The sequence below is a fragment of the Aeromonas sp. 600527 genome, from assembly GCF_049175415.1.
GTDB lineage: Bacteria > Pseudomonadota > Gammaproteobacteria > Enterobacterales > Aeromonadaceae > Aeromonas > Aeromonas veronii_A.
The window spans coordinates 82499-108911 of the sequence record NZ_JAAKVA010000015.1 but is presented as its reverse complement, the minus strand read 5'-3'; the positions used below and the strand labels follow the sequence as shown (position 1 = coordinate 108911).

The following is a 26413-nucleotide window of genomic DNA, read 5'->3' as shown; positions in this document are numbered from 1 at the left end:
CCCTTTTCTTTTGCAATTTAAAAATAAGAAACAAGCATCATGACCAAACGTAAAGGCATTATTCTGGCCGGTGGCTCTGGCACCCGTCTCTATCCGGTGACCATGGCAGTGAGCAAGCAGCTGTTGCCCATCTATGACAAGCCGATGATCTACTATCCGCTCAGCACCCTGATGCTGGCGGGAATTCGCGATATTTTGATCATCAGCACGCCGCAAGACACTCCCCGCTTTGAGCAATTGCTGGGTGATGGCAGCCAGTGGGGCCTGAATTTGCAGTACAAGGTGCAACCAAGCCCGGATGGGTTGGCGCAAGCCTTTATTCTGGGTGAAGAGTTTATCGGCTCAGACCCCTGTGCGCTGGTGCTGGGGGACAACATCTTCTACGGCCACGACCTGCAGAAACAGTTGGAAGCCGCCGCGGCCAAAGAGAGTGGCGCGACCGTCTTTGCCTACCATGTGCATGACCCCGAGCGTTATGGGGTGGTGGAATTTGATAAAGAGGGGACCGCTATCTCTCTGGAAGAGAAGCCGTTGGAGCCCAAGAGCAACTATGCGGTGACCGGCCTCTATTTCTATGACAACAGCGTGGTGGAGATCGCCAAGAGCCTGAAGCCGTCGCCCCGAGGTGAGCTGGAAATTACCGATGTGAACCGTATCTACCTGGAGCAAGGCAATCTGTCGGTGGCCATGATGGGCCGTGGTTATGCCTGGCTGGATACCGGAACCCATGAAAGCCTGATTGAAGCGAGCAACTTTATTCAAACTATCGAGACCCGTCAGGGATTGAAAGTGGCTTGCCCGGAAGAGATTGCGTATCGCCAGAAGTTTATCAATGCCGACCAGGTGCGTGAACTTGCAGCGCCGTTGGCAAAGAATGCGTATGGACAATATCTGTTAAGAATGGTTGCCAAAGCCTGATGTGATATGGGGGAGGGAAAATACTTCCCCCATTAAAAATTGAAGCAAGTGTGGATAGACAGATGAATGTAATCAAGACAGCAATTCCAGATGTGCTTATTTTTGAGCCAAAAGTGTTTGGTGATGAGCGAGGTTTTTTCTTTGAAAGTTTCAACCACAAGTTGTTTGAAGAGGCGGTAGGGTATCCGGTGACGTTTGTGCAGGATAATCACTCCAAATCATCGAAAGGGGTGTTGCGTGGATTGCACTATCAGTTGCCGCCCCATGCTCAGGGCAAACTGGTGCGTTGTGTGGCCGGTGAAGTGTTTGATGTAGCGGTAGATATTCGTAAAAGCTCCCCGACCTTCGGGCAATGGGTAGGCGTTCACCTTTCTGGAGAAAACAAGCGACAGCTGTGGATCCCGGAAGGATTTGCGCATGGCTTTGTTACTCTGACAGAGACGGCCGAGTTTTTGTATAAAACAACCAATTACTATGCCCCCGTAAGTGATAGAGGCATTGCATGGAATGATGCCTCTATTGGTATTAAGTGGCCCGAGTTAAACGCGGATATCCTGACCTCTGCAAAAGATAGTACTGCCAAGTCATTAGCGACCGCAGACCTGTTTATCTAAATTACACTCCCTGCATTACTGCAGGGAGTCTTTAGTTCGCTGAGATAATATGGATTTATATACGGGTTCGAAAGGTATTCTTGCCAGAAAAAACAATATTGAACCTATGCTTGGTTGCTCATTACGTCATATGGCAGGGGCCGTCTCTTTCTCTGAAAATGATGTTTTAGTTGGCTGGGGCCAAAAAGCCAATACCAGGCAGATTAAGCAGAAGGCACAAGCGTTAGGGTTGTCCTATTGGCAGCTGGAAGATGGCTTTATCGGTTATATCGGTCATCCCGCCAGGGGGGGCAAGGCGGTCTCGTTGATCGCCGATCCTGTGGGGATCTATTACGATGCCCGCCAGCCCAGCCAGCTTGAGCAGTTGATTGCCGCCCCGTGCGAGCCACAGATGTTGGCACGGGCCGAGCGATTGATCAGTGAGTTGGTTCACCTCGGGATCACCAAATACAACTGTTATGCCACTGTGCCGGCTCACGCTGCCAACCATGGCAGCGTGAGTCGTTTCGCCGCACAAGGGGGGGAGGGTGGCCTGCCATCGGCGCTGGCCGCGCGGTTGCAGCAGAGCGCCAAACCCAGGGTCCTGTTGGTCGATCAGGTGGCGGGAGATCTCTCCATTCCGGGGGCGCTGGCCAGTGAAGCTGATTTTGTGGCGATGGTGGAGGCGGCGCGCCGCAATCATCCCGATGCGCGCCTGCTGCTGCGCACCCATCCCGATACGCGCTTTGGCAAGAAAAGCGGTGTGCTGGCGCGCTTGCAGCTAAATGATGTTGAAGTGGTTGCCGAGCATTGTCATCCTCATGCGCTGCTCAATGCGGTGGATGCTGTCTATACAGTCTCATCCCAGCTTGGTTTTGAGGGGTTGTTGCTGGGCAAGCCGGTCTACTGCTTCGGTATGCCGTTTTATGCCGGTTGGGGGCTGACCCATGACAGCAAGCAGTGCGAGCGCCGCAACGTAAACGTGTCGCTCGCCCAGCTGGTCGCGGCAGCCTTGATTTGCTACCCGCGCTATCTGGACCCCGTGCTTGGCCAGCGTTGTGAAGTGGAAGAGGTCATTGCCATCATCGCTCGCCAGCAAAAGCCCGCTCCACGTTGGCGCAGGCTTTATCTGGTCGGTTTCTCGCTGTGGAAGCGCGCCTTTATGCAGGCGTTTTGTCATCACCTGGCCGAGGAGCTTTGTTTTGTTAGCAAGCCTCCCAAGCGGTTGACTGGTGATGAGCAGGTTCTGGTGTGGGGAAGTCGCTATCCCGAGCTGGTTTCAGCGATACGGGTCGAAGACGGCTTTATCCGCTCGAAAGGGTTGGGTTCCAACCTGTGCCGTCCTTCGTCACTGTCACTGGATCCGGTCGGCATTTATTTTGATAGCCGAACCCCCAGCGGGTTGGAGCAGTTGCTCAACTATCAGCAATTGACCGAGCCGGAGATTGAACGTGGAGAGAGGTTGATCTCGTTGCTTCGTCAACATCAGATCAGCAAGTACAACGTGGGGGAGATTCAACCCTATTCACCGCCCATGGATGGTCGACAACTGGTGTTGGTGGTGGGGCAGGTGGATGGTGATGCCTCTATTCTGACCGGTAGCCCGTGTATTCGCAGCAACGAGCAGTTGCTCTGGGCGGTGCGAGCGGCCAAACCCGACGCTCATATTCTCTACAAACCGCATCCTGATGTGGTGGCGGGCAACCGTGGCGGGGCGATTTCTGCGGCTTGTCTGGCGGAGTGTGTCGATAGTCAGGTGCTGGATGTTGGCCTCACCAGTCTGTATCCCCATGTGGATGAGCTGCATACCATGACGTCACTCAGTGGCTTCGAGGCGCTGGTGCAGGGAGTCAAAGTGACGACCTGGGGCCAACCCTTTTACAGTGGCTGGGGTCTGACCACGGATGCCAATCCGCCTGCTCGCCGTCAGCGCACGCTGCCTTTGTCAGCACTGGTCTATCTGACGCTGGTCGCCTATCCACTCTATCTGGATTGGCAAACCGGGCTCTGGATCAGCCCTGAGCAGTTGATCCACCAGTTGGCGACACAGGGACACTCATCAGCTCAGAAAGCGAGCCGCTGGCAACGCTGGCAGCTCAAGTTCGGTTATTTGATCCAGACGCTCATGCAGCGCCCCTCTCTCTCCCCGTTTTTGAGATAAGTCGTTAATGAAGATTTTGTTACTGCAAGGACCGCTTGGTCCTTTCTTTCAGACCCTGAGTCGTCAGTTGACCGAGGCGGGACATCAGGTGGTGAAGATCCAGTTCAATGGCGGGGATGAGTGCTGGCCCTGTGCTGGAGAAAATCTGCGCTTTCGCGGCAAACCGGAGAGCTGGAACGCCTTCTTTCGCCGGGTGCTCAAGCAGCATGGTATTGATGCGGTGATCTGTTACGGGGATTGCCGTTACTACCATCTGGAGGCAGGTCGCATCTGCAAGCTGAAGCGAGTGCCATTCTGGGCAATGGAAGAGGGGTACCTCAGGCCTGACTATGTGACCCTTGAGCAAGGGGGGGTCAATGCCTTCAGCCCCTGGTATGAGCGGCGCGATCAACTTGCCCAACTGGATTGGCCTGAGCCTTATGACAGTTCACTCAAGGTGGGCAAGACCTTCGCCGTGCGCGCCTGGTATGCCAGTCGCTACCACATCAACAAGTCGTTGTATCGCTGGCGTTATCCCCACTTCGTCAATCATCGCCCCTGGAGTCTGGTGCAAGAGGCGATGGGGTGGGTCTGCGGGGCCATGGTGAAGTATGGAAACGTGCGTCAGGATCGCGCCCTGCTCAAGGCGTTGCCCCGGCACGCTGGACGGATCTTTTTCGTGCCATTGCAAGTGACCGAAGACTTTCAAATCAGGGAACACTCAGACTTGAGCGGGGTCGAGGAGATGGTTGCGCAGGTGATCAACTCGTTTGCGCAGTATGCCAAGCCTGAAGATATATTGCTGTTCAAGCATCACCCCATGGATCGGGGCTATGTCAGCTATCGCGCCCAGATCAATCGACTCATTGCCGTACTTGGCCTGGAGGGGAGGGTCTTTTACGGTTATGAACTGCCACTGCCGACCCTTTATCCCTTGCTCAAGGGGGTTATTACCATCAACAGCACGGTCGGCCTCTCTGCCCTGCTCCATGACGTGCCCACCTTTTGTATGGGACGGGCACTCTATGATATCGCCGGGTTGACCACCAAAGGCTCGCTGGCCTCCTTCTGGCACAAGCAGAGCCCGGTATGTGCCGAGACATTCAAGCGGGTGCGCCACTCCTTGCTCCATCTGACCCAGCTCAATGCCAGTTTTTACCGTCATTTGAATATGAGTGCGCAGGCGGTCATGGAAAAAATGAAGCTTTCGAAGTCCTGTCTGGGAGATGGTGTTGTATCACCGGAACGCCGTATGAGAGTGAATAAAACAATGTGCCTTACATTGCCCTGGCTGTCGACTCTCGACAGTATTACCGACCCGTTTACATCTGTGGGTTCAACCGTTCTGATGTTACTCGTTTGAAGTCTGCTGAATTTTGCGTTAGTTTGTTAGTGAGAGGTAAATAAAACCAGGAAGGTTAACATGAACATTCACGGTTGCTTGTTATCCATTGGGTTATTGGGGTTGCCGACTTTTTCCATGGCAGCTGATCATGATCTTTCACTGATTATTCACGGCGCATCTATTCACAGTCATTGCTCAAAAGGTACAGGAAGCAAGAGCAAGACCTGTGATTTTAATGGTTTTAACCCCGGGCTGGGATTGGCGTGGGTGTTCTTGGGTGACAGCGACACGGGGAAACTGGCGCTTCGCGGTGGTTTTTATCGAGATTCTCTCGAGAATACAGCAGGTTATGCCGGTGTCTCTTATCGAAAAGAGTGGTATCTCACCGAACATGTATTTGCCGGAGTTGGCATGGAGGCCGGTTATCTCAACGGTTCGGGTATTGATGGTTTTGCTGCATTACCGATGGTGACATTGGGTTATAAATCGGTTGCATTGGAAATAGGCTATGCACCCAAGGTTGATTGGGTACCAGGAGGAGACCATGTTGCGGTCACCACATTTACATTGCGATGGACGCTATAATAGCCCGGATATATTGCTGCAAGGTTTTAATTTGTAACTTTACCACGTACTTTTCATTCATGGTTGCTGAGAAATACACGCTTCTTGTTACTATCTATATATTAAAGGGCAAGTTTTTCTGAAAAAAATAGAAAGTTGAAGATCACTTTTTTATGTGGGCGACAATGATGTTGGATTTATTCAAGATGGAGTCAACAGCATATTTATTTATCAATGTTGATTGCGTCTGAATAATTCGGAAAATAAAAAAGCCCTTCACCATGGTGAGGGGCTTTTTGCTATCTGGCGTTTACCCGCTTGGGTTGCTCCGTCTGGGTTTAGTAGCCCTGCTGGTGCACATCCATTACTGCGCGGCCAGACGGGTCGGCCATCTCCTTGAACTTGGCATCCCACTCCAGCGCGGTGGGAGTGGAGCAGGCGACCGACTTGCCGTAGGGCACGGTGCGGGCGGCGGCTTCCAGCGGGAAGTGCTCGTCGAAGATGGCGCGGTAGAAGTAGGCCTCCTTGGTGAGCGGGGTGTTGATGGGGAAGCGGAATGCGGCCGCCTCGAACATCTGATCCGTCACTTCCTGTTCCACCATGGCTTTCAGGCTGTCGATCCACGAATAGCCTACACCGTCGGAGAACTGCTCCTTCTGGCGCCATGCCACTTCGTGGGGCAGCAGGTCCTCGAACGCTTCGCGCAGGATGTGCTTCTCGATCTTGCCCTTGCCGCACATCTTGTCAGCCGGCTGCAGGCGCATCGCCACGTCCATGAACTCCTTGTCGAGGAAGGGCACACGACCTTCCACACCCCAGGCGGCCATCGACTTGTTGGCGCGCAGGCAGTCATAGAGGTGCAAAGAGGCGAGCTTGCGCACGTTCTCTTCGTGGAACTCGCGGGCGTTGGGCGCCTTGTGGAAGTAGAGGTAGCCACCGAACAGCTCGTCGGAGCCTTCACCGGAGAGCACCATCTTGATCCCCATCGCCTTGATGTAGCGGGCCATCAGATACATGGGCGTGGAGGCGCGGATGGTGGTGACGTCATAGGTCTCCAGGTGATAGATGACGTCGCGCAGGGCATCCAGACCCTCCTGCACGGTGAAGTGGATCTGGTGGTGGATGGTGCCCAGATGATCGGCTACCTTGCGGGCGGCGGCGAGATCCGGCGACCCTTCCAGACCGACGGCGAAGGAGTGCAGTTGCGGCCACCAGGCTTCGCTCTTGCCATCGTCCTCGATGCGACGCGCCGCATAGAGCTTGGTGATGGCGGAGATAACGGAGGAGTCCAGTCCGCCGGAGAGCAGCACGCCATAAGGCACGTCACACATCAGCTGGCGCTTGACCGCCGCTTCCAGCGCGGCTTTCAGCTCGGCTTTGTCGCTGACGTTGTGCTCGACCGCGCTGTATTCCATCCAGTCGCGCTTGTACCACTGTTTGAGCTCGCCATCCTTGCTCCACAGGTAGTGTCCCGGCGGGAAGGTTTCGACGCTCTTGCAGACCGGCACCAGCGCCTTCATCTCGGAGGCGACATAGAAATTGCCGTGCTCGTCGCGACCGGTATAGAGGGGGATGATCCCCATGTGGTCGCGACCAATCAGGTAGGCATCCTGTTCGGCGTCATAAAGAATGAAGGCAAAGATGCCGTTGAGATCGTCAAGAAACGCCGGGCCCTTCTCCTTGTAGAGCGCCAGCAGCACTTCACAGTCGGATTTGGTCTGGAACTGGAAGTCGACCTTGAGGGTTTTCTCCAGCTCTTTGTGGTTGTAGATCTCGCCGTTAACCGCCAGCACATGGGTGCGCTCGGGGTTGTAGAGCGGCTGGGCGCCATTGCCAGGGTCGACGATGGCCAGACGCTCGTGCACCAGAATGGCTTTGTCGGAGCTATAGACGCCGGACCAGTCAGGCCCGCGGTGACGCAGTCGCTTGGACATCTCCAGCGCCGATTTGCGCAGGGCTACTGCATCGGACTTGATATCCAGAATGCCGAAAATTGAACACATTGGCGGTAATCCTCTTGATTTTTATATGAGCCCCCCACGTTTGGGCTCGAAATTCCATTTACATTCCTCGTCAGACACAATGCCTAGCGGAAAAACCTTTTGCAAGCGGGAAAACCGCAGAAAATCATGCCGTAAGCGTCAAGCGGATCAACAGGATAAGGGCTGCTGCAACGGGGCAGGGTGACGTGAACGTCAAGTCGAGGCGGGTTCGAAGATGACGTAGACCTTGCGACAGGGGGTGAGGGTCTCCCACTCTCCGACAAAACCGGCTGGAATGACGAATTGATCGCCGGGTTTGAGGGCCAGCTGGCCGCCCAGATTGTCATGGATCACCACATCCCCCTCCAGCAGCTGGCAATACTCGTGTTCGGTGTAGTGGATGGCCCAGCGGCCGGGCTCGCAAGCCCAGAAGCCGACGTGAAACTGCTGGCGGGGGTCGGAGTAGTGGTTCCACACCGTCTGGCTCGGGTTGCCCGCTTTAATGCGCTCGGGGGCGGGCATCAGCGGGGTAGGGGCCGCCTCGTGGCGGTCGAGCAGGATCCAGTCGTTGAGGGTCTTCATGGTGCCTCCTTGGCTTCGGCAGATAGGAACGCGGGGCCATCCCGGCCCGCGTTTGTTTTATTAAACGAGATTGTGCATAACTTAAACGATGCGCATTCCCTTGCCAAGGGCTGCTGGCCGACGACTCAAAGCGGCTGCAAGCGGCGGATCACATGACGGGCAAAGCCGCTGCCCGCTTCGTTGTAGACGTTGAACACCGCATCCACCCCCTGCTCCTGCAAGGAGGCGATATCATCCTCGAAGCGGACGATGGCAGCGATCTTGCCGTTGAACCCGTGGCTGCGCAGCTTCTCGATGGCGTAGAGATTCCCCGAGTGGTGGGGCATGGCCAGCAGCACCAGATTGACCTGATTGGAGAGCAGCACCTTGTCCCAGAAGTCGGTATCGGTGGCATCCCCCTCGATGACGTTCATCCCCTGGGCACGCAGGGTGGGCAGCTTCTCGCTGTCGTTCTCCACCCCGAGGATGACGTTGCCGTACTTGTTCTCCAGCTCGAAGTAGGCCCCCTGACCGATCCGCCCCATACCGAGGATGATCACCTCGGCATCGCCAAGCTCTATGGGTCTGTCTTCCGGATGGAGGTTGCTCGCTTGCAATCCTCGCAGCCAGTGGCCGATGCGGTGGTAAATGCGCTCGCTCTGGGCATTGAGGGGGGCAGAGATCATAAAGCTGGCCGCCAGTGCCAGCGAGACCGCCACCAGCCACTCGTGGGAGAGCCAGCCCGCCTTGGCGGCGATGGCGGCGACGATCAGGCCAAACTCCGAGAAGTTGGTGAGCGCCAGGGTCGAGAGCAGCGCGGTGCGCACCCGCAGGTGAGCGCCGCTGTAGACCAGATAGTAGAGCGCGCTTTTGAGCGGCAGGGCCAGTACCAGCGCCAGTGCCAGCAACATGGTGTCGTGGGTCGGCAGACCGTTGAGACCGATGGTGAGGAAGAAGCAGATAAGAAACAGGTCTTTGAGGTTGAAGAGCGCCTTGGCAAGGCCCGCTGCTGCCGGATGAGAGGCGAGCATCATGCCGATGATCAGCGCCCCGAGATCCGGCTTGAGGCCGACCACTTCAAACCCGGCCGCCCCCACCACCAGCGCCAGAAAGACCCCGAACAGCACCTGCAACTCGCCGTGACCGGCCCGCTCCAAGAGCTTGAACAGCAGCGGGCGCAGCAGCGGCAGCCCCAGTACCCAGAGCGCCCAGATGCTGGGCCACTTGCCGCTGGAAAACGCCAAAAAGGCCACGGCGAACACATCCTGCATCACCAGCACGCCGATGGCGATGCGGGCGTAGAGGGCATTCATGTCGCTGCGATCTTCCAATACCTTGACCGCAAAGACGGTGCTGGAGAAGGAGAGGGCAAAGCCCAGCAGAAGCGCCAGTTTCCAGTCAAGCGAGAGGGCAAGTTCAAGCCCCAGCCCCTTGCAGACCAGCAGCACCACAGTAAAGAGTAGGGTGGAGAGCAGCAGGTGCAGGCTGGTGGTGCCCCACACATCGCGCCGCATCAGGGTCTTGATATTGAGCTTGAGACCGATGGTGAACAGCAGCAGGGTGACGCCGAGATCGGCGACTTCGCTCAGGGCGGGGGTATTTTCATATCCCATGCCGTTGAGGATAAAACCGGCGGCCAGAAAGCCGAGCAGGGGGGGCAGGCCAATCAGATTGACTACCATGCCGCAACCAAAAGCCACGGCGATCAGAATGGGTTCCATAACAGATCCTGCAAGGGCAGGAGAGACCTGCCCTGTTTAACGCTTGGGTGGTGATTAGACGATATCGATATCGACCACGGAGTCGAAAATATGGTTCGGGCGAAACGGCATGCGGTCGATGTCGGCGACCTTGCTCACCCCAGAGAGCACCAGCACCGTCTCGAGACCGGCCTGAAAGCCCGCCAGAATGTCGGTGCGCAGGTTGTCGCCGATGATGATGGTGTCGTCGGAGTGGGCCTCCATCCGGTTGAGCGCCGCACGGATGATCCAGGCGCTCGGCTTGCCGACATAGAACGGCTTCTTGCCGGTCATCCGCTCGATGGGGGCGCACAGGGCGCCGCAGGCCGGGTGCATCATGGGGCCGTGGGTATCGGGGTTGGTCGCGATAAAGCGGGCCCCCTGATCGACGAACTTGGCCCCCTGTTGCATCATGGTCCAGTTGTAGTTGCGGGTCTCGCCTACCACCACGAAGTCGGGGTCGATATCGGTGATGGTGAAACCGGCTTTGTAGAGCTCGTGGGTCAGCGCCCCTTCACCGATCACATAGGCCTTCTTGCCATCCTGACGCTTGAGGAAATCGGCGGTACCCATGGCGGAGGTGTAGAAGCATTCCTCCGGCACTTCGATACCTGCGGAGCGGAAGCGGTTTTGCAGATCTTTCTGGGTCTGGGCCGGGTAGTTGGTGAGGAACAAGAGCTTGCTGCCCTGCTCCAGCAGGCGATGGACGAAACGGTCAGCACCTGGGATGAGATCGTTGTTGTGCAGGATGACACCGTCGATATCGCAGATGACGTTCTTCTTCATGAAAACTCCTTGTCAAGGCGCAGGCGAGCCGCCAATCGGTAAGATGTTCAATCATTTATGATTTTTGTGACGCCATTATAAGTCTGTTTGATGACAAGTCTCCCCTGTCTCGCCACTTGGGTGCACAATAAAGTTGTCATGGTGTCAGTCTGGTGGAGGGGCTGACGCCGGGATCACTTTGCTGCTGGAGCCGTCGCTATGGACACCCCGATTCCCAAGCCCGTCACATCCGAACACCTCACCGCCGCGCAATTTATCGCCGGACTGCCGAAACTGGAGCTGCACCTGCATATCGAGGGCAGCCTCGAACCCGAGCTGATGTTTGAGCTGGGCCGCCGCAATAACATCCCGCTGCCCTGGCCTGATGTGGCCAGCGTGCGCGCCGCCTATGATTTTGACTGCCTGCAATCCTTTCTCGACCTCTACTATCGCGGCGCCAGCGTGCTGGTGACCGAGCAGGATTTTTTCGACCTCACCTGGGCCTATCTTGAACGTTGCGCTGCTGACAAGGTGGTGCATGTGGAGATCTTCTTTGACCCGCAGACCCACACCGCCCGCGGCGTCCCCTTTGCTACTGTGCTGGGCGGTATCGAGCGGGCGCTGCAGACTGGGGAGCGGGAGTTTGGCATCAGCTGGCGGCTTATCATGAGCTTTTTGCGCCACCTCAGCGAGGATGAAGCGTTCGCTACGTTGGCAGAGGCTATGCCCTTCCTGTCGCGCATTCACGGCATCGGCCTCGACTCGGGGGAGAGGGGCAATCCGCCGACCAAGTTTGCCAGGGTCTTCGCCAAATGCCGCGAGCTGCGGCTGCCGGTGGTGGCCCACGCCGGCGAAGAGGGGCCTGCCGACTACATCTGGCAGGCGATCAACGAGCTGCAGGTATGCCGTATCGATCACGGAGTGCGCTCGGCCGATGATCCCGAGCTGCTGCGCTATCTGGCCGATACCCGCTTGCCGCTTACCGTCTGCCCCCTCTCCAACACCCGGCTCAAGGTGTTCGGCAATATGGCCCAGCACAATGTGCTGCGGCTGCTGGAGCAGGGGCTCTGCGTCACCATCAACTCGGACGACCCCGCCTACTTTGGCGGCTATATGAATGCCAACTTTGCGGCGCTGGCCGATGGCCTTGGCGCGACCATGAGTCAGCTATGTCGCTTGTCGCTCAATGCGGTGGAGGCGAGCTGGCTCTCTCTGGCCGACAAGGCGCGGTTGACCAGGGAGATCCGCAGTTATGCCGCGACTCACGGGGTGATCCTGCATTGAGTCAGGCGCCAATGAAGTCGAGATGACATGCAGTAGATATAAAGAGAGGCCCGCCATCACTGGCGGGCCTCTCTTATTTTAAAGGCTGGTGTGATTTCTGGAGGAGGGCTGTATTACGCCACTCGCACCAGAAACTTCTCGCCCTGTCCTTCGCGCTTGAAGCGCTCGAGCTGGGTAGGCAGTGCCTCAAAGTCGCCCACCACCAGCGGCGGTAGGGTCAGCTCGCCGCTCGCCATCTGCGCCATCATGGCGACCCCGGCGGCGACCAGTCGGCTCCACTGTTTGTCCGAGCCAAAGGCGTGCTGGGCACCCAGTGCAATCTCGTGTAACGAGTGGCAATGGGCAAAGGCGGGCAGCGGATTGTGCGGGATGCGCCCCAGCACAGTCACCATATGGCCGTAGTAGCCAAGGGCGGGCAGCAGGCTCTCTGCCTGTTGGCTCGAGACCAGATCGATGATCCCCTCGAACGGCTCGTTGCCGTTGGCGGCCTGCAAGGTGGCCAGCCAGTCTGGTTCCCGATAATCGGCCACCCCCTGCACGCCGATCTGTTTGAGCCACTGATGGTGGCGTGGGCTGGCGCTGGCAAAGACCCGCGCTCCTTGCTGGAGGGCAAGTTGCACCGCAAATCGGCCGACACTGCTGCCGGCACCTGTGATGAGCAGTGCTTCCCCGTGCAGGCGCGGCAGCTTGGCCAGTGCCTGCCAAGCGGTGAGACCGGGACAGGGCAGGGCGGCGGCGGCCTCGTCACTCAGGGCATCGGGCACCGGCAGCAGGGCACGGGCCGGTACCCTGGTGTGGCGGGCAAAGCTGCCGTGGTGGCGCAGGTCGGTGTGATAGGCGACCCGGGCACCGAGGCGCAGATGGCTGACGTTGGCGCCGAGGGCCATGATAGTGCCCATGCCATCAACGCCGGGCACCTGACCGTCCTGCCAGTGGGAGTGGCCATATTCGATCAGCTTCCAGTCCACCGGATTGAAGGCGATAACCCGGTTTGCCACCAGCACCTCGTCAGGGGCGAGCGGTGCCAGGGGCAGATCGGCGAGGGTCAGCTGGGTCGGTTCACCGGGGGCATGCCAGCACCAGGCTTGGGTGTGATTCATGGTGACTCCTTGTGAAAGCGAGGGGAGATAACAACGAGATCATTGCAACAGCAATATAGAGAAACTGCCACTGCTGCGAATGGGCAACAATACGGCAGGCCCCAACCTGTGGGGCCTGCGTTACATGGCTGGTTGGCCATCGGCAATCAGCTGCTGGTGGTTGCGTCCTCGGCCTGATAGACGGGGTAGTCGGTCAGCCCTTTCTCGCCGCCGCCAAACAGGGTGGCCGGATCGTGGGGGGCCAGCGGATAGCCGTGGCGCAGACGGTTCGGCAGATCCGGGTTGGCAACGAAGGGGCGGCCAAAGCCAATCATGTCGGCCCAGCCCGCTTCGAGGGCGGCGCGAGCCCGCTTGCCATCATATTTGCCGGCATAGATCAGGGTGTTGGGGAAGGCATCCCGTAGACCCTGCTTGAAGTTCTCCGGCATCAGGGGGGCATCGTCCCAGTCCGCTTCGGCGATGTGCAGGTAGACCACGTTGAGCTGGCCCAGCAGGCGGGCGGCGGCCAGATAGGTCTCCTGCGGGTTGGCATCCACGGTGCCGTTGAGGGTGGTGAGTGGCGCAAGACGCACCCCGACCCGATCGGCGCCGATTTCGCTGCTGACTGCCTCGGTCACCTCTTTGAGGAAGCGCAGCCGGTTTTCCAGCGATCCGCCGTAGCTGTCGGTGCGGGCGTTGGATTCGGAGTCGAGGAACTGGTTGATCAGATAACCGTTGGCAGCGTGCAGCTCGATGCCGTCAAAACCGGCGCTGATGGCGTTGCGAGCCGCCTGACGGAACTGGCCCACCACCGCATCGATATCGGCTTGGGTCATGGCGCGCGGGGTGACGGTCTCGACAAAGCCCGGCACATCGCTGCCGTTATCGACGAACACCTTGACGCCCACTGCGGGCAGGGCTGAAGCGGAGATGGGCTGGGCACCGCCGATGTTGTCCGGATGGGTGACCCGGCCCACGTGCCAGAGCTGGGCGAAGATAGTGCCTCCCTTGGCGTGCACGGCATCGGTTACAAGCTTCCAGCCAGCGATCTGCTCTGCGCTGTAGATGCCCGGCGTCCAGGCATAGCCCTTGCCCATGGGGTCGATTTGGGTGCCTTCGCTGATGATCAGGCCCGCCTCGGCGCGCTGGGCGTAGTAGCTCGCCATCATGGCGTTGGCCACATCACCGGGCTGACTGGCACGGGAGCGGGTCATGGGGGGCATGACGATGCGGTTGGCAAGGTGCAGCTGGCCGAGGCGCAGCGGGCAGAACAGGTGATCGTGGCTCATCTTGAGTTCCTCATGGTGGAAGTGAGGCCACTTTATGCCGCCATCTTGTTGTGAAAAAGAGGGGGAATTGCACAAGAGAATTGTGCTTGATGCAGCAATCAGTGCAACCCGCCAGGAAAGGAGGCGTTGAGGCATAAAGTTGAAGCATAAAAAAGAGGACCGTCTGGCCCTCTTCTGTTTTCTGCCGGTGGCTGGCTCAAGCCGCGGCGGGCATCACTTTCACCCGCTCGATGCGCCGCTCGCTCACCTCGATCACCTCGAAGTTGAGCTGCTGCAGTTGCAACTGCTGACCCGGGGTGGGCAGGGTGCCGAAGTGGGAGAGCAGCATGCCGGCCAGGGTCACGTACTCGTCGCTTTCGCTCACCAGCCCCTCGTGCTCCAGCACCTGTTCCACATGGTGGATGTTGGTGCTGCCGTTGATCAGCCACCCTTCGCCATCGCGCACGATATCCGGGGTTTCGTCCTCGTCCGGCAACTCGCCGACGATGGCCTCCAGCAGATCGTGGGTGGTGACCAGCCCCTGGATCACGCCAAACTCGTCGGAGACCAGAATAAGGCTCCCCTTGGCTTTGCGCAGCTCCGCCAGCAGCTTAATCACGTTGATGGTCTGCGGCACGATAATGGGGTCGTTCTGCTTGGCCAGTTCGCTCAAGGATTGCCCTTCGTTCAAGGCAAACAGCAGGTCGCGCGCCTTGACCACCCCGATCACCTCGTCCAGATCCCCGTCACAGATAGGGAACAGGCTGTGGGGCTCGCGCTGCAGCAGGGCACGGATTTCGTCGCTGGAGTCGTTGATATCGATCCAGGCCATCTCGGAGCGCGGGGTCATGATGGTGCGAATGGAGCGCTCGGCCAGCGACAGCACGCCGGTCACCATATAGCGCTCCTCCTCGCCAAAGCTGAGCGGTTCGGCAGGTGCGGCATCCAGATCGTCATCCGGTCTGTCCTGATACGCCTTGCTCCCCATCAATTTGAAGATGGCGGCGGTGGTGCGCTCACGCAGGGGCAGCTTGGATTCGTGACGCATGGCGCTGCGCTGGGCCAGCTGGTTGAAAAACTCGATCAGCACCGAGAAGCCGATGGCTGCGTAGAGGTAGCCCTTCGGAATATGGAAGCCAAAGCCCTCCGCCACCAGGCTGAAACCGATCATCAGCAGGAAGCTCAGGCAGAGCACCACCACGGTCGGGTGGGCGTTGACGAAGCGGGTCAGCGGCTTGGAGGCGAGCACCATCACCACCATGGCGATGGTCACGGCGGCCATCATGACGCCAAGGTGCTCCACCATGCCGACGGCGGTGATGATGGAGTCGAGCGAGAAGACCGCATCGAGCACCAGAATTTGGGCGATCACCACGCCGAAGCTGGCGTAGGCGCCGACAGGGCCGTCATCCTGGGGTTTGGCTTCCAGCCGCTCATGCAGCTCGGAGGTAGCCTTGAACAGCAGGAACAGGCCGCCTCCCATCAGGATCAGGTCCCGACCGGAGAAGGGGTGATCCCACAGGTGCAAAATCGGGGTGGTCAGGGTGACCAGCCATGACATGACGCTCAAGAGCCCAAGTCGCATCAGCAGGGCCAGCGACAGGCCGATGATGCGTGCCTTGTCCCGTTGGGCGGGGGGCAGTTTTTTCACCAGAATGGCGATAAAGACCAGGTTGTCGATCCCCAGCACGATTTCCAGAATGATCAGGGTAAACAGACCAATCCAGATGTGGGGATCCAGCAGCAATTCCATTGTATGACCTCAATAAAAACAGACAGAGCAGAGAGTGATCACGGCGCACGATGGCCGCAGTAACAGCAAGGCAAAGGTGTTATTCAGAGGCGCTGATTAAGCAGAAAAAGATAGGCTTTGACAGAGAGAGACGAAGGGCAACTTCGGGGATTGTCCATGATGGGCAATAAAACCTCGGGTGAAAAATGAGCCCTGATGATAGCGGCTGGCGCCGATTTGGCAAGAGCTGCGTCAGTGGGCGTAATCGGGGGTTGTGATGCGACAGGGGGAGGCGGCCGTGTCGCGCTCCCCCGTGCGGTCGTTACAACCAGCGCTTTTCGCGGGTGAAACAGACCGACAGCCAGGCATCGCCAAGGCTATCGCCGAGGCGGGACCAGAGCTCCTGGCGCAGGGCATCCTGCCGTTCGACCGGCCACTCCTGGCCCGGTGCCACCAGAATGTTCAATTCCAGATCGAAGCGGCGCCCGCTCTTGGCCAGATGGCTGTAGCACTCGACGCCATGGCGCTGGCGCAGCGCCTCGACTTCGCTCTCGACCAGTTGGGAGACATCCCCTCTGGGGGCAATTTTCAGCACTTCCCGCAGGTTGCGACCGAGCACCTTGATGGGAATGAGGGTGGCACAGAGGGCCAGCAGCGAGACCAGCACCGGGTCTATGTAGCGGTTGTATTGGCCGTAGCCGATGGCATCGAGGCCGATGGCAACCACAAAGCCAATCAGCAGAGTGGCGCTGAGCAGGGTATCCACCAGCCACTCCTTCGAGTCGACCCTCACCAGTTCGGAGTCAACCTGCTCGGCGACCTGGGCTTCAATCCGGTAGAGGATGGCGCAGAAGAAGGTGGAGACAATGGCATAGATAAGGGCGTGGCCGAGATCGATCTCCCGTCCGCCAGCAAGCAGGGTGGTGACGCCGTTGTAGAGTGCCGCCAGACAGAGCAGCAGAATAATGGAGCCGTTGATGACGTTGGCGATGGGCTCGAAATGAGCGTAGCCATACTGGAAGCGGTCATCGGAGGGGCGGGTAACAAGATAGGCTGTGATGAGGCCAAGGCCCGTCATGCCCATGCTGAACAGGGTGAAAATACCATCGAGCATGATGGCATTGGAGCCGACGAACAGGCCGTAGCTGATGCCGAAGATGGCGAAAGTGATGCAGCCAAACAGCGACAGGGTGAGTGCCTGCTTCTCTGTGGTGACCAGCGTACTGATAACATGGCTGTGGTGAGCCATAAAAGTCCTCCTTTCAAATGGTTAATATTGCTACGCGCAAGGGGTTTTCTAGCTGATATACTGCCCGCTCACATGTGAGCGGACTGGCCTGATTGCCATTGATAGGCGAGGGGCCAGTCGTAGTCGCCGGGGTGCCGGCATCAAGCAAAATAAGGGAACAAGGATTCATGATCCCGAGACTCGATTACCAGGACAGTTTGTCACCCACAACCCTGTCGTTCCTAGAGTTGCTAGGGCGCAGCGCCTTTCGTGGTGATATCGAAAAGTCTTATGCAAGCCGGTTGGCGATGGCGACGGACAACAGTGTCTATCAGGTAGTACCTCAAGCGGTTCTCTATCCGCGCAGTGCGGATGACATAGCAGTGATGCTCAAGCTGGCGGCTGAGCCGGCGTACCACACTCTGAGTTTTTTCCCTCGCGGTGGCGGTACCGGCACCAACGGTCAGTCATTGGGCGGCGGCATTATCGTCGATCTCTCCCGTCATATGAACCAGATCATGGAAATTAATCTGGAAGAGGGGTGGGTACGCGCCCAGGCCGGGGTGGTGAAAGACCAGCTCAATGCCTATTTGAAGCCTCACGGCTACTTCTTCTCGCCGGATCTCTCCACCTCCAACCGCGCCACTCTGGGTGGCATGATCAACACCGATGCCTCGGGGCAGGGCTCGCTGGTATACGGCAAAACCTCGGATCACGTGCTCGGCCTCAAAGCCGTGCTGGAGAATGGCGACCTGATGGCGACCGAACCGCTGACCGGCGAGCGACTGGCCGACAAGCTGGCGCTGGAGAATCGGGAAGGGGAGATCTATCGCACCCTCTATCGTATCGGCAAGGAGCGCCGAGCCGACATCGAGGCGACCTTCCCCAAGCTCAACCGCTTTCTGACCGGCTACGATCTCAAGCACCTCTATCAACCCGATACCGACACGCTGGATGTGAGCCGGGTACTGTGCGGATCTGAAGGGTCTCTCGGCTTTATCACCGAAGCCAAACTCAATATCACGCCAATCCCGCGCTACCGCACCCTGGTCAACGTCAAGTACGACAGTTTCCCCTCCGCCCTGCGCAACGCCCCCTTTATGGTTGAGGCCCAAGCGCTGTCGGTGGAGACGGTGGATTCCCGGGTGCTCGGGTTGGCCCGCGCCGACATCATCTGGCATTCGGTGAAAGAACTTATTCAGGATGTGCCCGGCAAGGATCTGCAGGGGCTCAACATTGTCGAGTTTGCCGACACCGACGAAGCTGCGCACAAGGTCAAGGTAGCTGAGCTATGCCGCCGTATCGACGCGCTGCTGGCCAAGGGTGAAGCTGGGATCATCGGCTATCAGGTGTGTGATCACCTGCCGAGCATCGAGACCATCTACGCCATGCGCAAGAAGTCGGTGGGGCTGCTGGGCAACGCCGAAGGGCGCAAGAAGCCTGTGGCCTTCACCGAAGATACCGCGGTGCCGCCAGAGTCGCTGGCTGATTTCATCATGGAGTTTCGCGCCCTGCTGGACGCTCACGGCCTCGACTACGGCATGTTTGGCCACGTCGATGCCGGTGTGCTGCACGTGCGCCCGGCGCTGGATTTGTGCGATCCCGAGCAGGAGGTGCTGCTGCGCCGCATCTCCGATCAGGTGGTGGCCCTTACCGCCAAATATGGCGGTCTGATGTGGGGCGAGCATGGCAAGGGCTTTCGCTCCGAATACAGCCCCGCCTTCTTTGGCGAGCTGTGGGAAGAGCTGCAGCGGGTCAAGGGGGCGTTCGACCCGGCCAACCGCATCAACCCGGGCAAGATCTGTATCCCCTACGGTAGCGGCGCCGAGCTGGTGTCGGTGGATGGCCCCAAGCGTGGCAAGTATGACCGCCAGATCCCGCTCGCGGTGCGCACCAGCTACACCCGCGCTATGGATTGCAACGGCAACGGCCTCTGTTTCACCTTCGAGACCGACTCCCCCATGTGCCCCTCGGTCAAGATCAGCCGCGATCGCCGCCACTCCCCCAAGGGGCGGGCGGGCCTGATGCGTGAATGGTTGCGTCAGTTGGCGGAGCAGGGCTTCGACCCGCTGGCGGAAGAGGTGGCGCTGCAATCCGGTGGTGTGCGCTTCAAACAGCTGGTGGACAAGGTGCGCAACAGCTGGGCCAAACAGCGCGGCGAGTATGACTTCTCCCACGAGGTGATGGAGGCGATGGCCGGCTGCCTTGCCTGCAAGGCATGTACCAGCCAGTGCCCGATCAAGGTGGATGTCCCCGATTTTCGCGCCCGCTTTATGCAGCTCTACCACGGCCGCTACCTGCGCGCCCCCAAGGATTACTTCGTCGGCACGGTGGAGAGCTATGCGCCGCTGCTTGCCAAGGCGCCGAAGCTGGTCAACTTCTTCCTCGAAAAAGAGTGGGCCCAGAAGGCGACCGAGAAGAGTATCGGCATGGTCGATGTGCCGCTGCTCTCGGTGCCTACCCTTGCCGAGAGCCTGCACGATAACCGCGCCCGCTATTTTGATCTGCCGGGACTGGAGCGGATGAGTGCCGAGCAGCGCAAGCAGGTGGTGCTCATCGTGCAGGATCCCTTCACCAGCTATTATGATGCCCCCGTGGTGCGCGACCTGGTGAAACTCGCCAGCAAGCTCGGATTCCAGCCCTACCTGCTGCCCTTTAAACCCAACGGAAAACCCCAGCATATCAAGGGGTTCCTGCGTGCCTTTGCCCGCACAGCTGCCAACAGCGCCCAGTTCCTCAACAAGGTGGCGGCGCTTGGCATTCCCATGGTGGGGGTGGATCCGGCCATGGTGCTCTGCTATCGCGACGAATATGCCAAGGCGTTGGGGTCGGCCCGCGGTGATTTTCAGGTGATGCTGCCTCAGGAGTGGCTGCTCTCGCTGCCGGCTGATCAACTGCCTGCTAGTGCCAACAAGGCAAAGAGCGAGGAGGGGAGCGAGCCCTGGTATCTCTTTGCCCACTGCACCGAGAAGACCGCCAAGCCCTCCACTCACGGCGACTGGAGTACCCTGTTTGGCCGTTTCGGGGCCAGCTTGCAGCCGGTCTCTGTGGGTTGCTGCGGTATGGCGGGCACCTATGGCCACGACGTCAAACAGGTGGAGAATTCCAAGGGAATTTATGGGTTGAGCTGGGCCGAGCCACTCGCTCGTCTGCCCAGGGGACGCTGTCTGGCGACCGGTTATTCGTGCCGCAGTCAGGTCAAGCGGATGGAGGGGGAGAAGCTAAAACATCCATTGCAAGCCCTGTTGGAGCTGCTCTGATGCTGCGTTTCCCCAAGCGGTTTCGGGTGCCGAAGGCCTATCGGCACCCATGCTTCTTGCTACTGCCCGCTACCCCTGCTCAGGCGGTGGTAGAGTTTGTCGCCATGTTGCGCGAGCGTGAGCAACTGCATCAACTGTTTCGTCTGAATGATGTCTGGCCCTCTGCCAATTTCAGCTTGAGCCAGCACGAAGGGGATCTGGAGTGGCAGCAGTCGGAATTTCTGGCCAAGCGCTCCTTTGCCTATGGCCTCTGGAGTCCGGATCGGGAGCCTGAGTTTTGGGGAGGCGTCTACCTCTATCCATCGGTGCTGCCGGAGGTGGAGGTCGAACTCTTCTTCTGGAAGGTGGCCGAGGCGCCCATCGCTGATGAGGAGCTGGAGACGCAGTTGCGCGAGTGGCTCGCCAGTGTGTGGCAGTGGCCAGAACCCCGCCTACCGGGACGAGATGTGCCCTGGGCTGAGTGGCCCGGCGTTACCTACCCTTGGTGACATCCCGCTTAAGGGCATGATTGTGTAACATGCAGCTCCGGGTCGGGGCTGCGTTGTTACCACGTCACCCGGTAACCAACCACTCAAATAACTGAAACATTTTGCCGATGGAGGGCGTTTCACTCATATCGCTACGCATTCATCGCTTACATAAGGAGTCTGCTCGCAATGAGTCACGATATTGCGCCCATCTGGCGTAAGCCTATGAGCCTTGAGGGGCTCAACGCCACCTCTCGCAACACCCTGATGGCCCATCTTGATATCCTCTACACCGCCTTTGGCCCAGACTGGCTGGAAGCGACTATGCCGGTGGATCATCGCACTCACCAGCCTCTTGGCATGCTCCATGGCGGCGCGTCTGTGGTGCTGGCAGAAACCTTGGGATCGATTGCCGCCAACATGGCAGTGGGGCCAGATAGTTATTGTGTGGGGCTGGAGGTTAATGCCAACCATCTGCGGGCCAAGCGGGAAGGGATGGTGACCGGGCGTTGCTCGCCGCTCCATCTGGGGGCAACAACCCAGGTGTGGCAGATTGAAATTCGGGACGAACGTGAGCGTTTATTGTGCACCAGCCGACTGACCATGGCGGTGCTCAAACACAAGCGGGGCAAGGACTCCAGCGAGGAGTGATCTGCAATAACGCACTATGAGTGCAAAATAAGCAAGCCATACTCGCCAGATCCCTCTATAATTGCCAACGTCTTGAGAGGCTTATCACATTTTTCAAGACAGCAGAACAAAGTGGCGCTATAATCGCCGCCTTTTTGCTATTCCGCGGTGTTAGCCGCCTGCCTTAATCTGGAAGAATCTATGTCTGATACCGAACAACTGCCCCTTTTTAGTGAGCTTGGACTGGCCGCGCCTGTATTGAAAGCGCTGCAGGACGTGGGCTATGAGCGCCCGTCACCGATCCAGGCCGCAGCAATTCCCCACCTGATGGCGGGACACGATCTGCTGGGGCAGGCGCAAACCGGTACAGGGAAGACCGCTGCTTTTGCCTTGCCTCTGTTGTCTCGTCTGGAAGCTGGTAACCGCAACACCCAGATCCTGGTGCTGGCGCCTACCCGCGAACTGGCGCTGCAGGTGGCTGAAGCGTGCCAACGCTATGCCCACCACATGCCTGATTTCCACGTGCTGCCGATCTACGGTGGTGCCTCCTACGAAACCCAGACCCGCGCCCTGCGTCGTGGTGCCCAGGTTGTCGTCGGTACTCCGGGCCGCGTGATGGATCTGATCCGTCGCAAGAACTTGGATCTCTCCGGCCTGAAAGCTCTGGTGCTGGACGAAGCGGACGAAATGCTGCGTATGGGCTTCATCGACGACGTGGACTGGATCATGGAGCAGTGCCCGAGCTCTCGTCAGGTTGCTCTGTTCTCTGCCACCATGCCGGAGCAGATCCGTCGCGTGGCCCAGAAGCACCTGAAGCAGCCCAAAGAGATCAAGATCGCCTCCAAGACTGCTACCGCTACCACTATTCGCCAGCGTTACTGGCAGGTAACCGGTCTGCACAAGCTGGACGCCATGACCCGTCTGCTGGAAGTGGAATCCTACGAAGCCCTGCTGGTATTCGTACGTACCAAGAACGCTGCCGAAGAGCTGGCTGGCAAGCTGGCCGCCCGTGGCCACGCCTGTGAAGCGCTGCACGGCGACATCCCGCAGAAGCTGCGTGAGCGTACCGTTGACAAACTGCGTCAGGGCCAGCTGGACATCCTGATCGCCACCGACGTAGTTGCCCGTGGTCTGGACGTTGAGCGTATCACCCACGTAGTGAACTACGACATTCCGTACGACACCGAATCCTACGTTCACCGTATCGGCCGTACCGGTCGTGCCGGTCGCAAGGGCGAGGCCATCCTGTTCGTGGCTCCGCGCGAGCGCCGCATGCTGCGCGCCATCGAGCACGCAACCCGTCAGGCCATCGAGCCGATGAAGATGCCGAGCACCGAGGACATCAACCAGCACCGTCTGGCCAAGTTCAAGGAGCGCATCCGCGAAACCATGATGGGCGAAGAGCTCGAGATCTACCACAACCTGGTAAACGAGCTGATCGAAGAAGATTCTGCCGATCCGCTGGAGCTGGCTGCCGCACTGGCCAAGCTGGTACAGGGCGACCAACCGCTGCTGCTGGATGACTCCATCCCGGATCCGCTGTTCAACAACAGCAACGATCGTGGTGGCTTCGAGCGTCGTGACTTCAACGATCGCGGCGGTCGTGACTTCGGTGACCGTGGCGATCGTCCGGCCCGTCGCATGCCGTCCCTGGAGCCGCGTCCGCTGAAAGACAACCCGGATGTGGAGATGGAGCGTTACCGCGTAGACGTGGGTGCCCATCACGGTGTCAAGCCGGGCCAGATCGTGGGCGCCATCGCCAACGAAGCGAACATCGAGAGCCGCTTCATCGGCAACATCGACATCGCTGACGACTTCTCCACCGTTGACCTGCCCAAGGGCATTAGCGCCGATGTGCTGGAAGTGATCAAGAAAGCCCGTGTTTGCCAGCGTCCGCTGCAGATCACTCGCTACACCGAGGTGCCGGCCAGTGGCAACACCAGCAGCCGTCCGCCCCGTGGTGATCGTCCGTTCCGTGGCGACCGTCCTTTCAACAAGGATCGCCGTCCCCAGGGTGACCGTCCGTTCAACAAGAGCGGGGAGCGCCGTGAAGGTGGCTTCAACAAAGATCGCAAATTCGGTGGCAAGCGTCGCGAAAGCTGATTGCTGATCCCGTTATGAAGAAGGCCGCTCATTGAGCGGCCTTTTTTTGTATCTGCGATAGGGACTGTACCGTCAGTTTGCCTGTGTGGGGTCATATTTCTGTTCCACAAGCCAGGTCGAGAGCCAAAGGGAGATGAATATTTTCCGATGCAGTTGTGACATTCGGAGCCAGGATGCCATGCTTTTGGTGGCATTCGGGTACAGCCTGATGCTGGTTGCCTGTTGTGGTGAGCTGGTTGCAGCAACATTGTTTTGCATTGTGACTCTGCCGTTGTCATGTGGGTGGGCTGAGTGAAACCAATAAAACAAACAGTACGATACGGAGGTCTATCATGGGTGGATGGCTTGGCAGGATGCTGCTGTTATCCGGCTGTCTCGTTTCTGGCATGGTGTTGGCTGATGATCCCTTCCTCAAGATCAAGGGGGATGGCTGCTGCCATGGTAAAGGAGAGGTCGTGTTGACCCGGGCCGAGTTTGAGGCCTTACCTCAGACAGAGGTCAAGACCGAGACCCCCTGGACCGAGGGGGACCACACCTATCGTGGCGTGCTGCTGCGAGATCTGGTCAAGATGTATGGTCTCAAGAGTGGGGAGGTCAAGGCGGTCGCCATCAATGATTACTGGGCGGCTGTGCCGCTGGAAGATGGAGATAAATATGCGGTACTGCTGGCCGAGAAGCAGGATGGCAAGGCGTTGACCCTGCGCAACAAGGGGCCGCTCTGGATCATCTATCCCCTCTCTGATCACCCGGAGCTGAACAAGGAGCTCTATCACAGCCGGATGGTGTGGCAACTGACGGCGATTGAGAGCAAATAAGATGCTGCGCGGCAAGTTTCTGAGCTTGATCCTGATGGTGACTACCTTTTTGGGGGTCGCCATCTGGTCGGTCTGGAACTATGACCGTGCTTTTAATGCTGTGACCCGCTATACCCAACTCTCCGCCTGGGCGTTGGCGCAGCTGGAGCTGGAAATCCGTGGCTTTGATGAGGCTCTTTCTCTCTATCGTACCGGTTCGACCAGTCAGGAGGAGATGAACAAGCGCTTTGATATTGCCTGGAACCGGCTCGATGTCTTCCTGCACGGGGATGAAGCCAGGCCAGTGAGAACGCGTTTTGGGGCTGAACAGGCAGCAGGCAATATCATGGCCCTGTTCGAGAAGTATGAGCAGGACGTGATCAGTGGAGGGCGAGATTCAAAAGAACTTGCTCGCTTCGCCGAGGAGTTGGCGCGGGATCTGGCCGCGATCCGCGATGTGATGGTGAAAAATTTCACCGGCCCATCCGCCATTGCCCAGCGGGAGGTGCTCAATTCGTCGCGTACCCAGAACTTTTTCATTCTGGCCTTCCTGATGTTGGCGACCGTGGTGATGCTGCTGATGTTGTTTCGCGAAGTGCGCCACCAGCACTTTCTGGCGTGGAATGATGCGTTAACCTGTTTGCCAAATCGGGCCTCCCTGATCAAACACCTCAAACAGCTGACGGGACATAAAGGGCGTCCCAGTAGTGTGACTGTCTGTCTGGTGGATCTTGGTCATTTCAGGGAGGTGAATGACAGCTTGGGCTACGAGGCGGGGGATGCATTGCTGACGCAACTGGCCGGGCGGATCCGCGCGGTATCGGTTGACGGTATCTTTGCCGCCCGCACAGGTAGCGATGAGTTTGCCATCATTATTTCCGGTGTCATGCCCACCTATCTGCGCTTTCCATTTCTGGAACAGCTGCGTAATGAGCTTGCCGGGCTCGCCTTGGCGACCGACCCCGCCCACAGGGTACGGGTCTTTATGGGGATCAGCCAGTACGTGCGACCGGTACACACGCCGGAGGAGATGCTGCTGTTTGCCGATATCGCTCTCGACAGTGCCAAGCGCAAGCGGCTGAATCGTTACGTGGTTTTCTCCAGCAGCATGTATCAGCACTATCTGCGTAACCGCCGTTTGTCGACCGAGTTGCGCGAGCTGATCCAGCACCACAGTAATTTGCAGTTGAGCCTCTACTATCAGCCCATTGTCCGTGGTCAAGGTAGGGTGCGACTGGGGGCTGAGGTGCTGATCCGCTGGAATCATCCTGAGTACGGTTTTATACCGCCCCTGGACATCATCTCGCTCGCTGAGGAGAACGGCTTGGGTGAGGCGCTGGGATTATGGGTCTTCCGGCGCTTGCAACATGATCTTGCCACTTTCCCTGGCGACTTGATTGAGCCGCTGGAGATCTCGGTTAACCTTTCCAGCTCCATGTTCAATATGGGGTTGGCAGCCCAGCTGGAAGAGAACATGAAAGATGGACCACTAAGCCTGCAACAGCTGATCGTCGAGCTGACCGAAACTATTGCTCTGGATGATATAGAGCTGAGCAAGCAGATCATCGACACCCTGCGTCAGATCGGAGTGCGCGTGGCTCTCGATGATTTCGGCACTGGCTGGTCATCGTTCTCCTACTTGCGGGAACTCTATTTCGACAAGCTCAAGATCGACCGCTCATTTATCACAGCCATCGACAATGACACCCGACAGGCCCTGTTCGTCGAGGCGATTACCAGTCTTTCTCATCAGCTCGGTGTGCGGGTGGTGGCGGAAGGAGTGGAGAACAACGATGAGCTGAATGCGGTGTTGAGTATCGGGGTGGACGAAATTCAGGGCTACTTCTACTCGAGACCCTTGCCGGTGCAGGACTTTTTGCTGTTCTGCCATCGCTACTTTATCAATCGGAGCATCATGCAGGAGGTCGCACTGGGTTAGAGAGCTGTATCTTTTCATCTTC

General features: G+C 58.3%; 20 protein-coding genes. 12 read left to right on the top strand and 8 right to left on the bottom strand.

What is annotated here, in order from left to right:
- Window positions 1–39 precede the first annotated feature (39 nt).
- The 5 genes from rfbA (at window position 40) to G5154_RS16965 (ending at window position 5581) form a co-directional block, all read left to right on the top strand.
- Window positions 40–918 (top strand): glucose-1-phosphate thymidylyltransferase RfbA, encoded by an 879-nt coding sequence (gene rfbA / locus G5154_RS16985; protein ID WP_040094731.1) that lies wholly within the window; start codon window positions 40–42, stop codon window positions 916–918.
- Window positions 919–980: 62 nt separating this feature from the next.
- Window positions 981–1532 carry a dTDP-4-dehydrorhamnose 3,5-epimerase gene (gene rfbC / locus G5154_RS16980; protein ID WP_216979010.1) on the top strand — a complete coding sequence of 184 codons (552 nt, stop codon included), beginning with the start codon at window positions 981–983 and terminating at the stop codon, window positions 1530–1532.
- A 106-nt stretch (window positions 1533–1638) separates the two neighbouring features.
- A complete protein-coding gene (locus G5154_RS16975; protein WP_421251442.1) occupies window positions 1639–3672 on the top strand; it encodes a capsular polysaccharide biosynthesis protein in 2034 nt (677 codons plus the stop codon).
- Between the two features lie 7 nt (window positions 3673–3679).
- A complete protein-coding gene (locus tag G5154_RS16970; RefSeq protein ID WP_421251441.1) occupies window positions 3680–5014 on the top strand; it encodes a capsule biosynthesis protein in 1335 nt (444 codons plus the stop codon).
- Between the two features lie 60 nt (window positions 5015–5074).
- Window positions 5075–5581, top strand: coding sequence for a hypothetical protein (locus G5154_RS16965; RefSeq protein WP_216979007.1), 507 nt, complete (start codon window positions 5075–5077; stop codon window positions 5579–5581).
- A gap of 317 nt (window positions 5582–5898) precedes the next feature.
- On the opposite strand, the gene asnB is transcribed toward G5154_RS16965, so the two are convergent.
- The 4 genes from asnB to G5154_RS16945 all read right to left on the bottom strand — a co-directional run bounded on the left by asnB (window position 5899) and on the right by G5154_RS16945 (window position 10628).
- Entirely contained in the window at window positions 5899–7563 is a 1665-nt protein-coding gene (gene asnB / locus G5154_RS16960) for an asparagine synthase B (protein WP_005361356.1), read from the bottom strand.
- 192 nt (window positions 7564–7755) lie between these two features.
- Window positions 7756–8124: a cupin domain-containing protein gene (locus G5154_RS16955; protein WP_216979005.1), complete on the bottom strand. Its 369-nt coding sequence runs from the start codon at window positions 8122–8124 to the stop codon at window positions 7756–7758.
- A gap of 125 nt (window positions 8125–8249) precedes the next feature.
- Complete coding sequence (locus G5154_RS16950) at window positions 8250–9824, bottom strand: cation:proton antiporter family protein (RefSeq protein WP_159158691.1); 1575 nt, start codon at window positions 9822–9824, stop codon at window positions 8250–8252.
- Between the two features lie 54 nt (window positions 9825–9878).
- Window positions 9879–10628, bottom strand: coding sequence for an HAD-IIA family hydrolase (locus G5154_RS16945; protein WP_005337281.1), 750 nt, complete (start codon window positions 10626–10628; stop codon window positions 9879–9881).
- A 198-nt stretch (window positions 10629–10826) separates the two neighbouring features.
- Here G5154_RS16945 and G5154_RS16940 point away from each other — a divergent pair, with 198 nt between their 5' ends.
- Window positions 10827–11891: an adenosine deaminase gene (locus tag G5154_RS16940; protein WP_216979004.1), complete on the top strand. Its 1065-nt coding sequence runs from the start codon at window positions 10827–10829 to the stop codon at window positions 11889–11891.
- A gap of 113 nt (window positions 11892–12004) precedes the next feature.
- On the opposite strand, the gene G5154_RS16935 is transcribed toward G5154_RS16940, so the two are convergent.
- The 4 genes from G5154_RS16935 to G5154_RS16920 form a co-directional block, all read right to left on the bottom strand.
- Window positions 12005–12991, bottom strand: coding sequence for a zinc-binding dehydrogenase (locus G5154_RS16935; protein WP_337072959.1), 987 nt, complete (start codon window positions 12989–12991; stop codon window positions 12005–12007).
- Window positions 12992–13137: 146 nt separating this feature from the next.
- On the bottom strand, window positions 13138–14259 hold the full coding sequence (locus G5154_RS16930) for an alkene reductase (RefSeq protein ID WP_216979002.1): 1122 nt from the start codon (window positions 14257–14259) through the stop codon (window positions 13138–13140).
- Window positions 14260–14455: 196 nt separating this feature from the next.
- Entirely contained in the window at window positions 14456–15991 is a 1536-nt protein-coding gene (locus tag G5154_RS16925) for a TerC family protein (protein ID WP_266135625.1), read from the bottom strand.
- 301 nt (window positions 15992–16292) lie between these two features.
- Window positions 16293–17219, bottom strand: a complete 927-nt coding sequence (locus tag G5154_RS16920; RefSeq protein WP_421251440.1) for a cation diffusion facilitator family transporter — start codon at window positions 17217–17219, stop codon at window positions 16293–16295.
- A 167-nt stretch (window positions 17220–17386) separates the two neighbouring features.
- On the opposite strand from G5154_RS16920, the gene G5154_RS16915 reads away from it, so the two are divergent.
- The 6 genes from G5154_RS16915 (at window position 17387) to G5154_RS16890 (ending at window position 26391) form a co-directional block, all read left to right on the top strand.
- Entirely contained in the window at window positions 17387–20458 is a 3072-nt protein-coding gene (locus G5154_RS16915) for an FAD-binding and (Fe-S)-binding domain-containing protein (RefSeq protein ID WP_421251439.1), read from the top strand.
- Window positions 20458–20946, top strand: coding sequence for a hypothetical protein (locus tag G5154_RS16910; protein WP_421251438.1), 489 nt, complete (start codon window positions 20458–20460; stop codon window positions 20944–20946). Before G5154_RS16915 ends, G5154_RS16910 begins: the two co-directional genes overlap by 1 nt.
- A gap of 168 nt (window positions 20947–21114) precedes the next feature.
- Window positions 21115–21576: a hotdog fold thioesterase gene (locus tag G5154_RS16905; protein WP_421212157.1), complete on the top strand. Its 462-nt coding sequence runs from the start codon at window positions 21115–21117 to the stop codon at window positions 21574–21576.
- Window positions 21577–21756: 180 nt separating this feature from the next.
- On the top strand, window positions 21757–23658 hold the full coding sequence (locus tag G5154_RS16900) for a DEAD/DEAH box helicase (RefSeq protein ID WP_421251437.1): 1902 nt from the start codon (window positions 21757–21759) through the stop codon (window positions 23656–23658).
- A 332-nt stretch (window positions 23659–23990) separates the two neighbouring features.
- A complete protein-coding gene (locus tag G5154_RS16895; RefSeq protein WP_115520969.1) occupies window positions 23991–24473 on the top strand; it encodes a molybdopterin-dependent oxidoreductase in 483 nt (160 codons plus the stop codon).
- A gap of 1 nt (window position 24474) precedes the next feature.
- The gene (locus tag G5154_RS16890) at window positions 24475–26391 is read left to right on the top strand and encodes a putative bifunctional diguanylate cyclase/phosphodiesterase (RefSeq protein ID WP_421212156.1); all 1917 of its coding nucleotides are present in this window, start codon (window positions 24475–24477) and stop codon (window positions 26389–26391) included.
- Window positions 26392–26413: the final 22 nt, after the last annotated feature.

Bases quoted from the DNA above. Each gene is read 5' to 3' on its own strand.
- G5154_RS16965 (WP_216979007.1), top strand. From the start codon at position 5,075: ATGAACATTCACGGTTGCTTGTTATCCATTGGGTTATTGGGGTTGCCG.
- G5154_RS16950 (WP_159158691.1), bottom strand. From the start codon at position 9,824: ATGGAACCCATTCTGATCGCCGTGGCTTTTGGTTGCGGCATGGTAGTC.
- G5154_RS16930 (WP_216979002.1), bottom strand. From the start codon at position 14,259: ATGAGCCACGATCACCTGTTCTGCCCGCTGCGCCTCGGCCAGCTGCAC.
- G5154_RS16905 (WP_421212157.1), top strand. From the start codon at position 21,115: ATGAGTCACGATATTGCGCCCATCTGGCGTAAGCCTATGAGCCTTGAG.
- rfbA (WP_040094731.1), top strand. From the start codon at position 40: ATGACCAAACGTAAAGGCATTATTCTGGCCGGTGGCTCTGGCACCCGT.
- G5154_RS16910 (WP_421251438.1), top strand. From the start codon at position 20,458: ATGCTGCGTTTCCCCAAGCGGTTTCGGGTGCCGAAGGCCTATCGGCAC.
- asnB (WP_005361356.1), bottom strand. From the start codon at position 7,563: ATGTGTTCAATTTTCGGCATTCTGGATATCAAGTCCGATGCAGTAGCC.
- G5154_RS16920 (WP_421251440.1), bottom strand. From the start codon at position 17,219: ATGGCTCACCACAGCCATGTTATCAGTACGCTGGTCACCACAGAGAAG.
- G5154_RS16895 (WP_115520969.1), top strand. From the start codon at position 23,991: ATGGGTGGATGGCTTGGCAGGATGCTGCTGTTATCCGGCTGTCTCGTT.
- G5154_RS16970 (WP_421251441.1), top strand. From the start codon at position 3,680: ATGAAGATTTTGTTACTGCAAGGACCGCTTGGTCCTTTCTTTCAGACC.
- G5154_RS16890 (WP_421212156.1), top strand. From the start codon at position 24,475: ATGCTGCGCGGCAAGTTTCTGAGCTTGATCCTGATGGTGACTACCTTT.
- G5154_RS16935 (WP_337072959.1), bottom strand. From the start codon at position 12,991: ATGAATCACACCCAAGCCTGGTGCTGGCATGCCCCCGGTGAACCGACC.
- G5154_RS16945 (WP_005337281.1), bottom strand. From the start codon at position 10,628: ATGAAGAAGAACGTCATCTGCGATATCGACGGTGTCATCCTGCACAAC.
- G5154_RS16955 (WP_216979005.1), bottom strand. From the start codon at position 8,124: ATGAAGACCCTCAACGACTGGATCCTGCTCGACCGCCACGAGGCGGCC.
- G5154_RS16940 (WP_216979004.1), top strand. From the start codon at position 10,827: ATGGACACCCCGATTCCCAAGCCCGTCACATCCGAACACCTCACCGCC.
- G5154_RS16915 (WP_421251439.1), top strand. From the start codon at position 17,387: ATGATCCCGAGACTCGATTACCAGGACAGTTTGTCACCCACAACCCTG.
- rfbC (WP_216979010.1), top strand. From the start codon at position 981: ATGAATGTAATCAAGACAGCAATTCCAGATGTGCTTATTTTTGAGCCA.
- G5154_RS16925 (WP_266135625.1), bottom strand. From the start codon at position 15,991: ATGGAATTGCTGCTGGATCCCCACATCTGGATTGGTCTGTTTACCCTG.
- G5154_RS16900 (WP_421251437.1), top strand. From the start codon at position 21,757: ATGTCTGATACCGAACAACTGCCCCTTTTTAGTGAGCTTGGACTGGCC.
- G5154_RS16975 (WP_421251442.1), top strand. From the start codon at position 1,639: ATGCTTGGTTGCTCATTACGTCATATGGCAGGGGCCGTCTCTTTCTCT.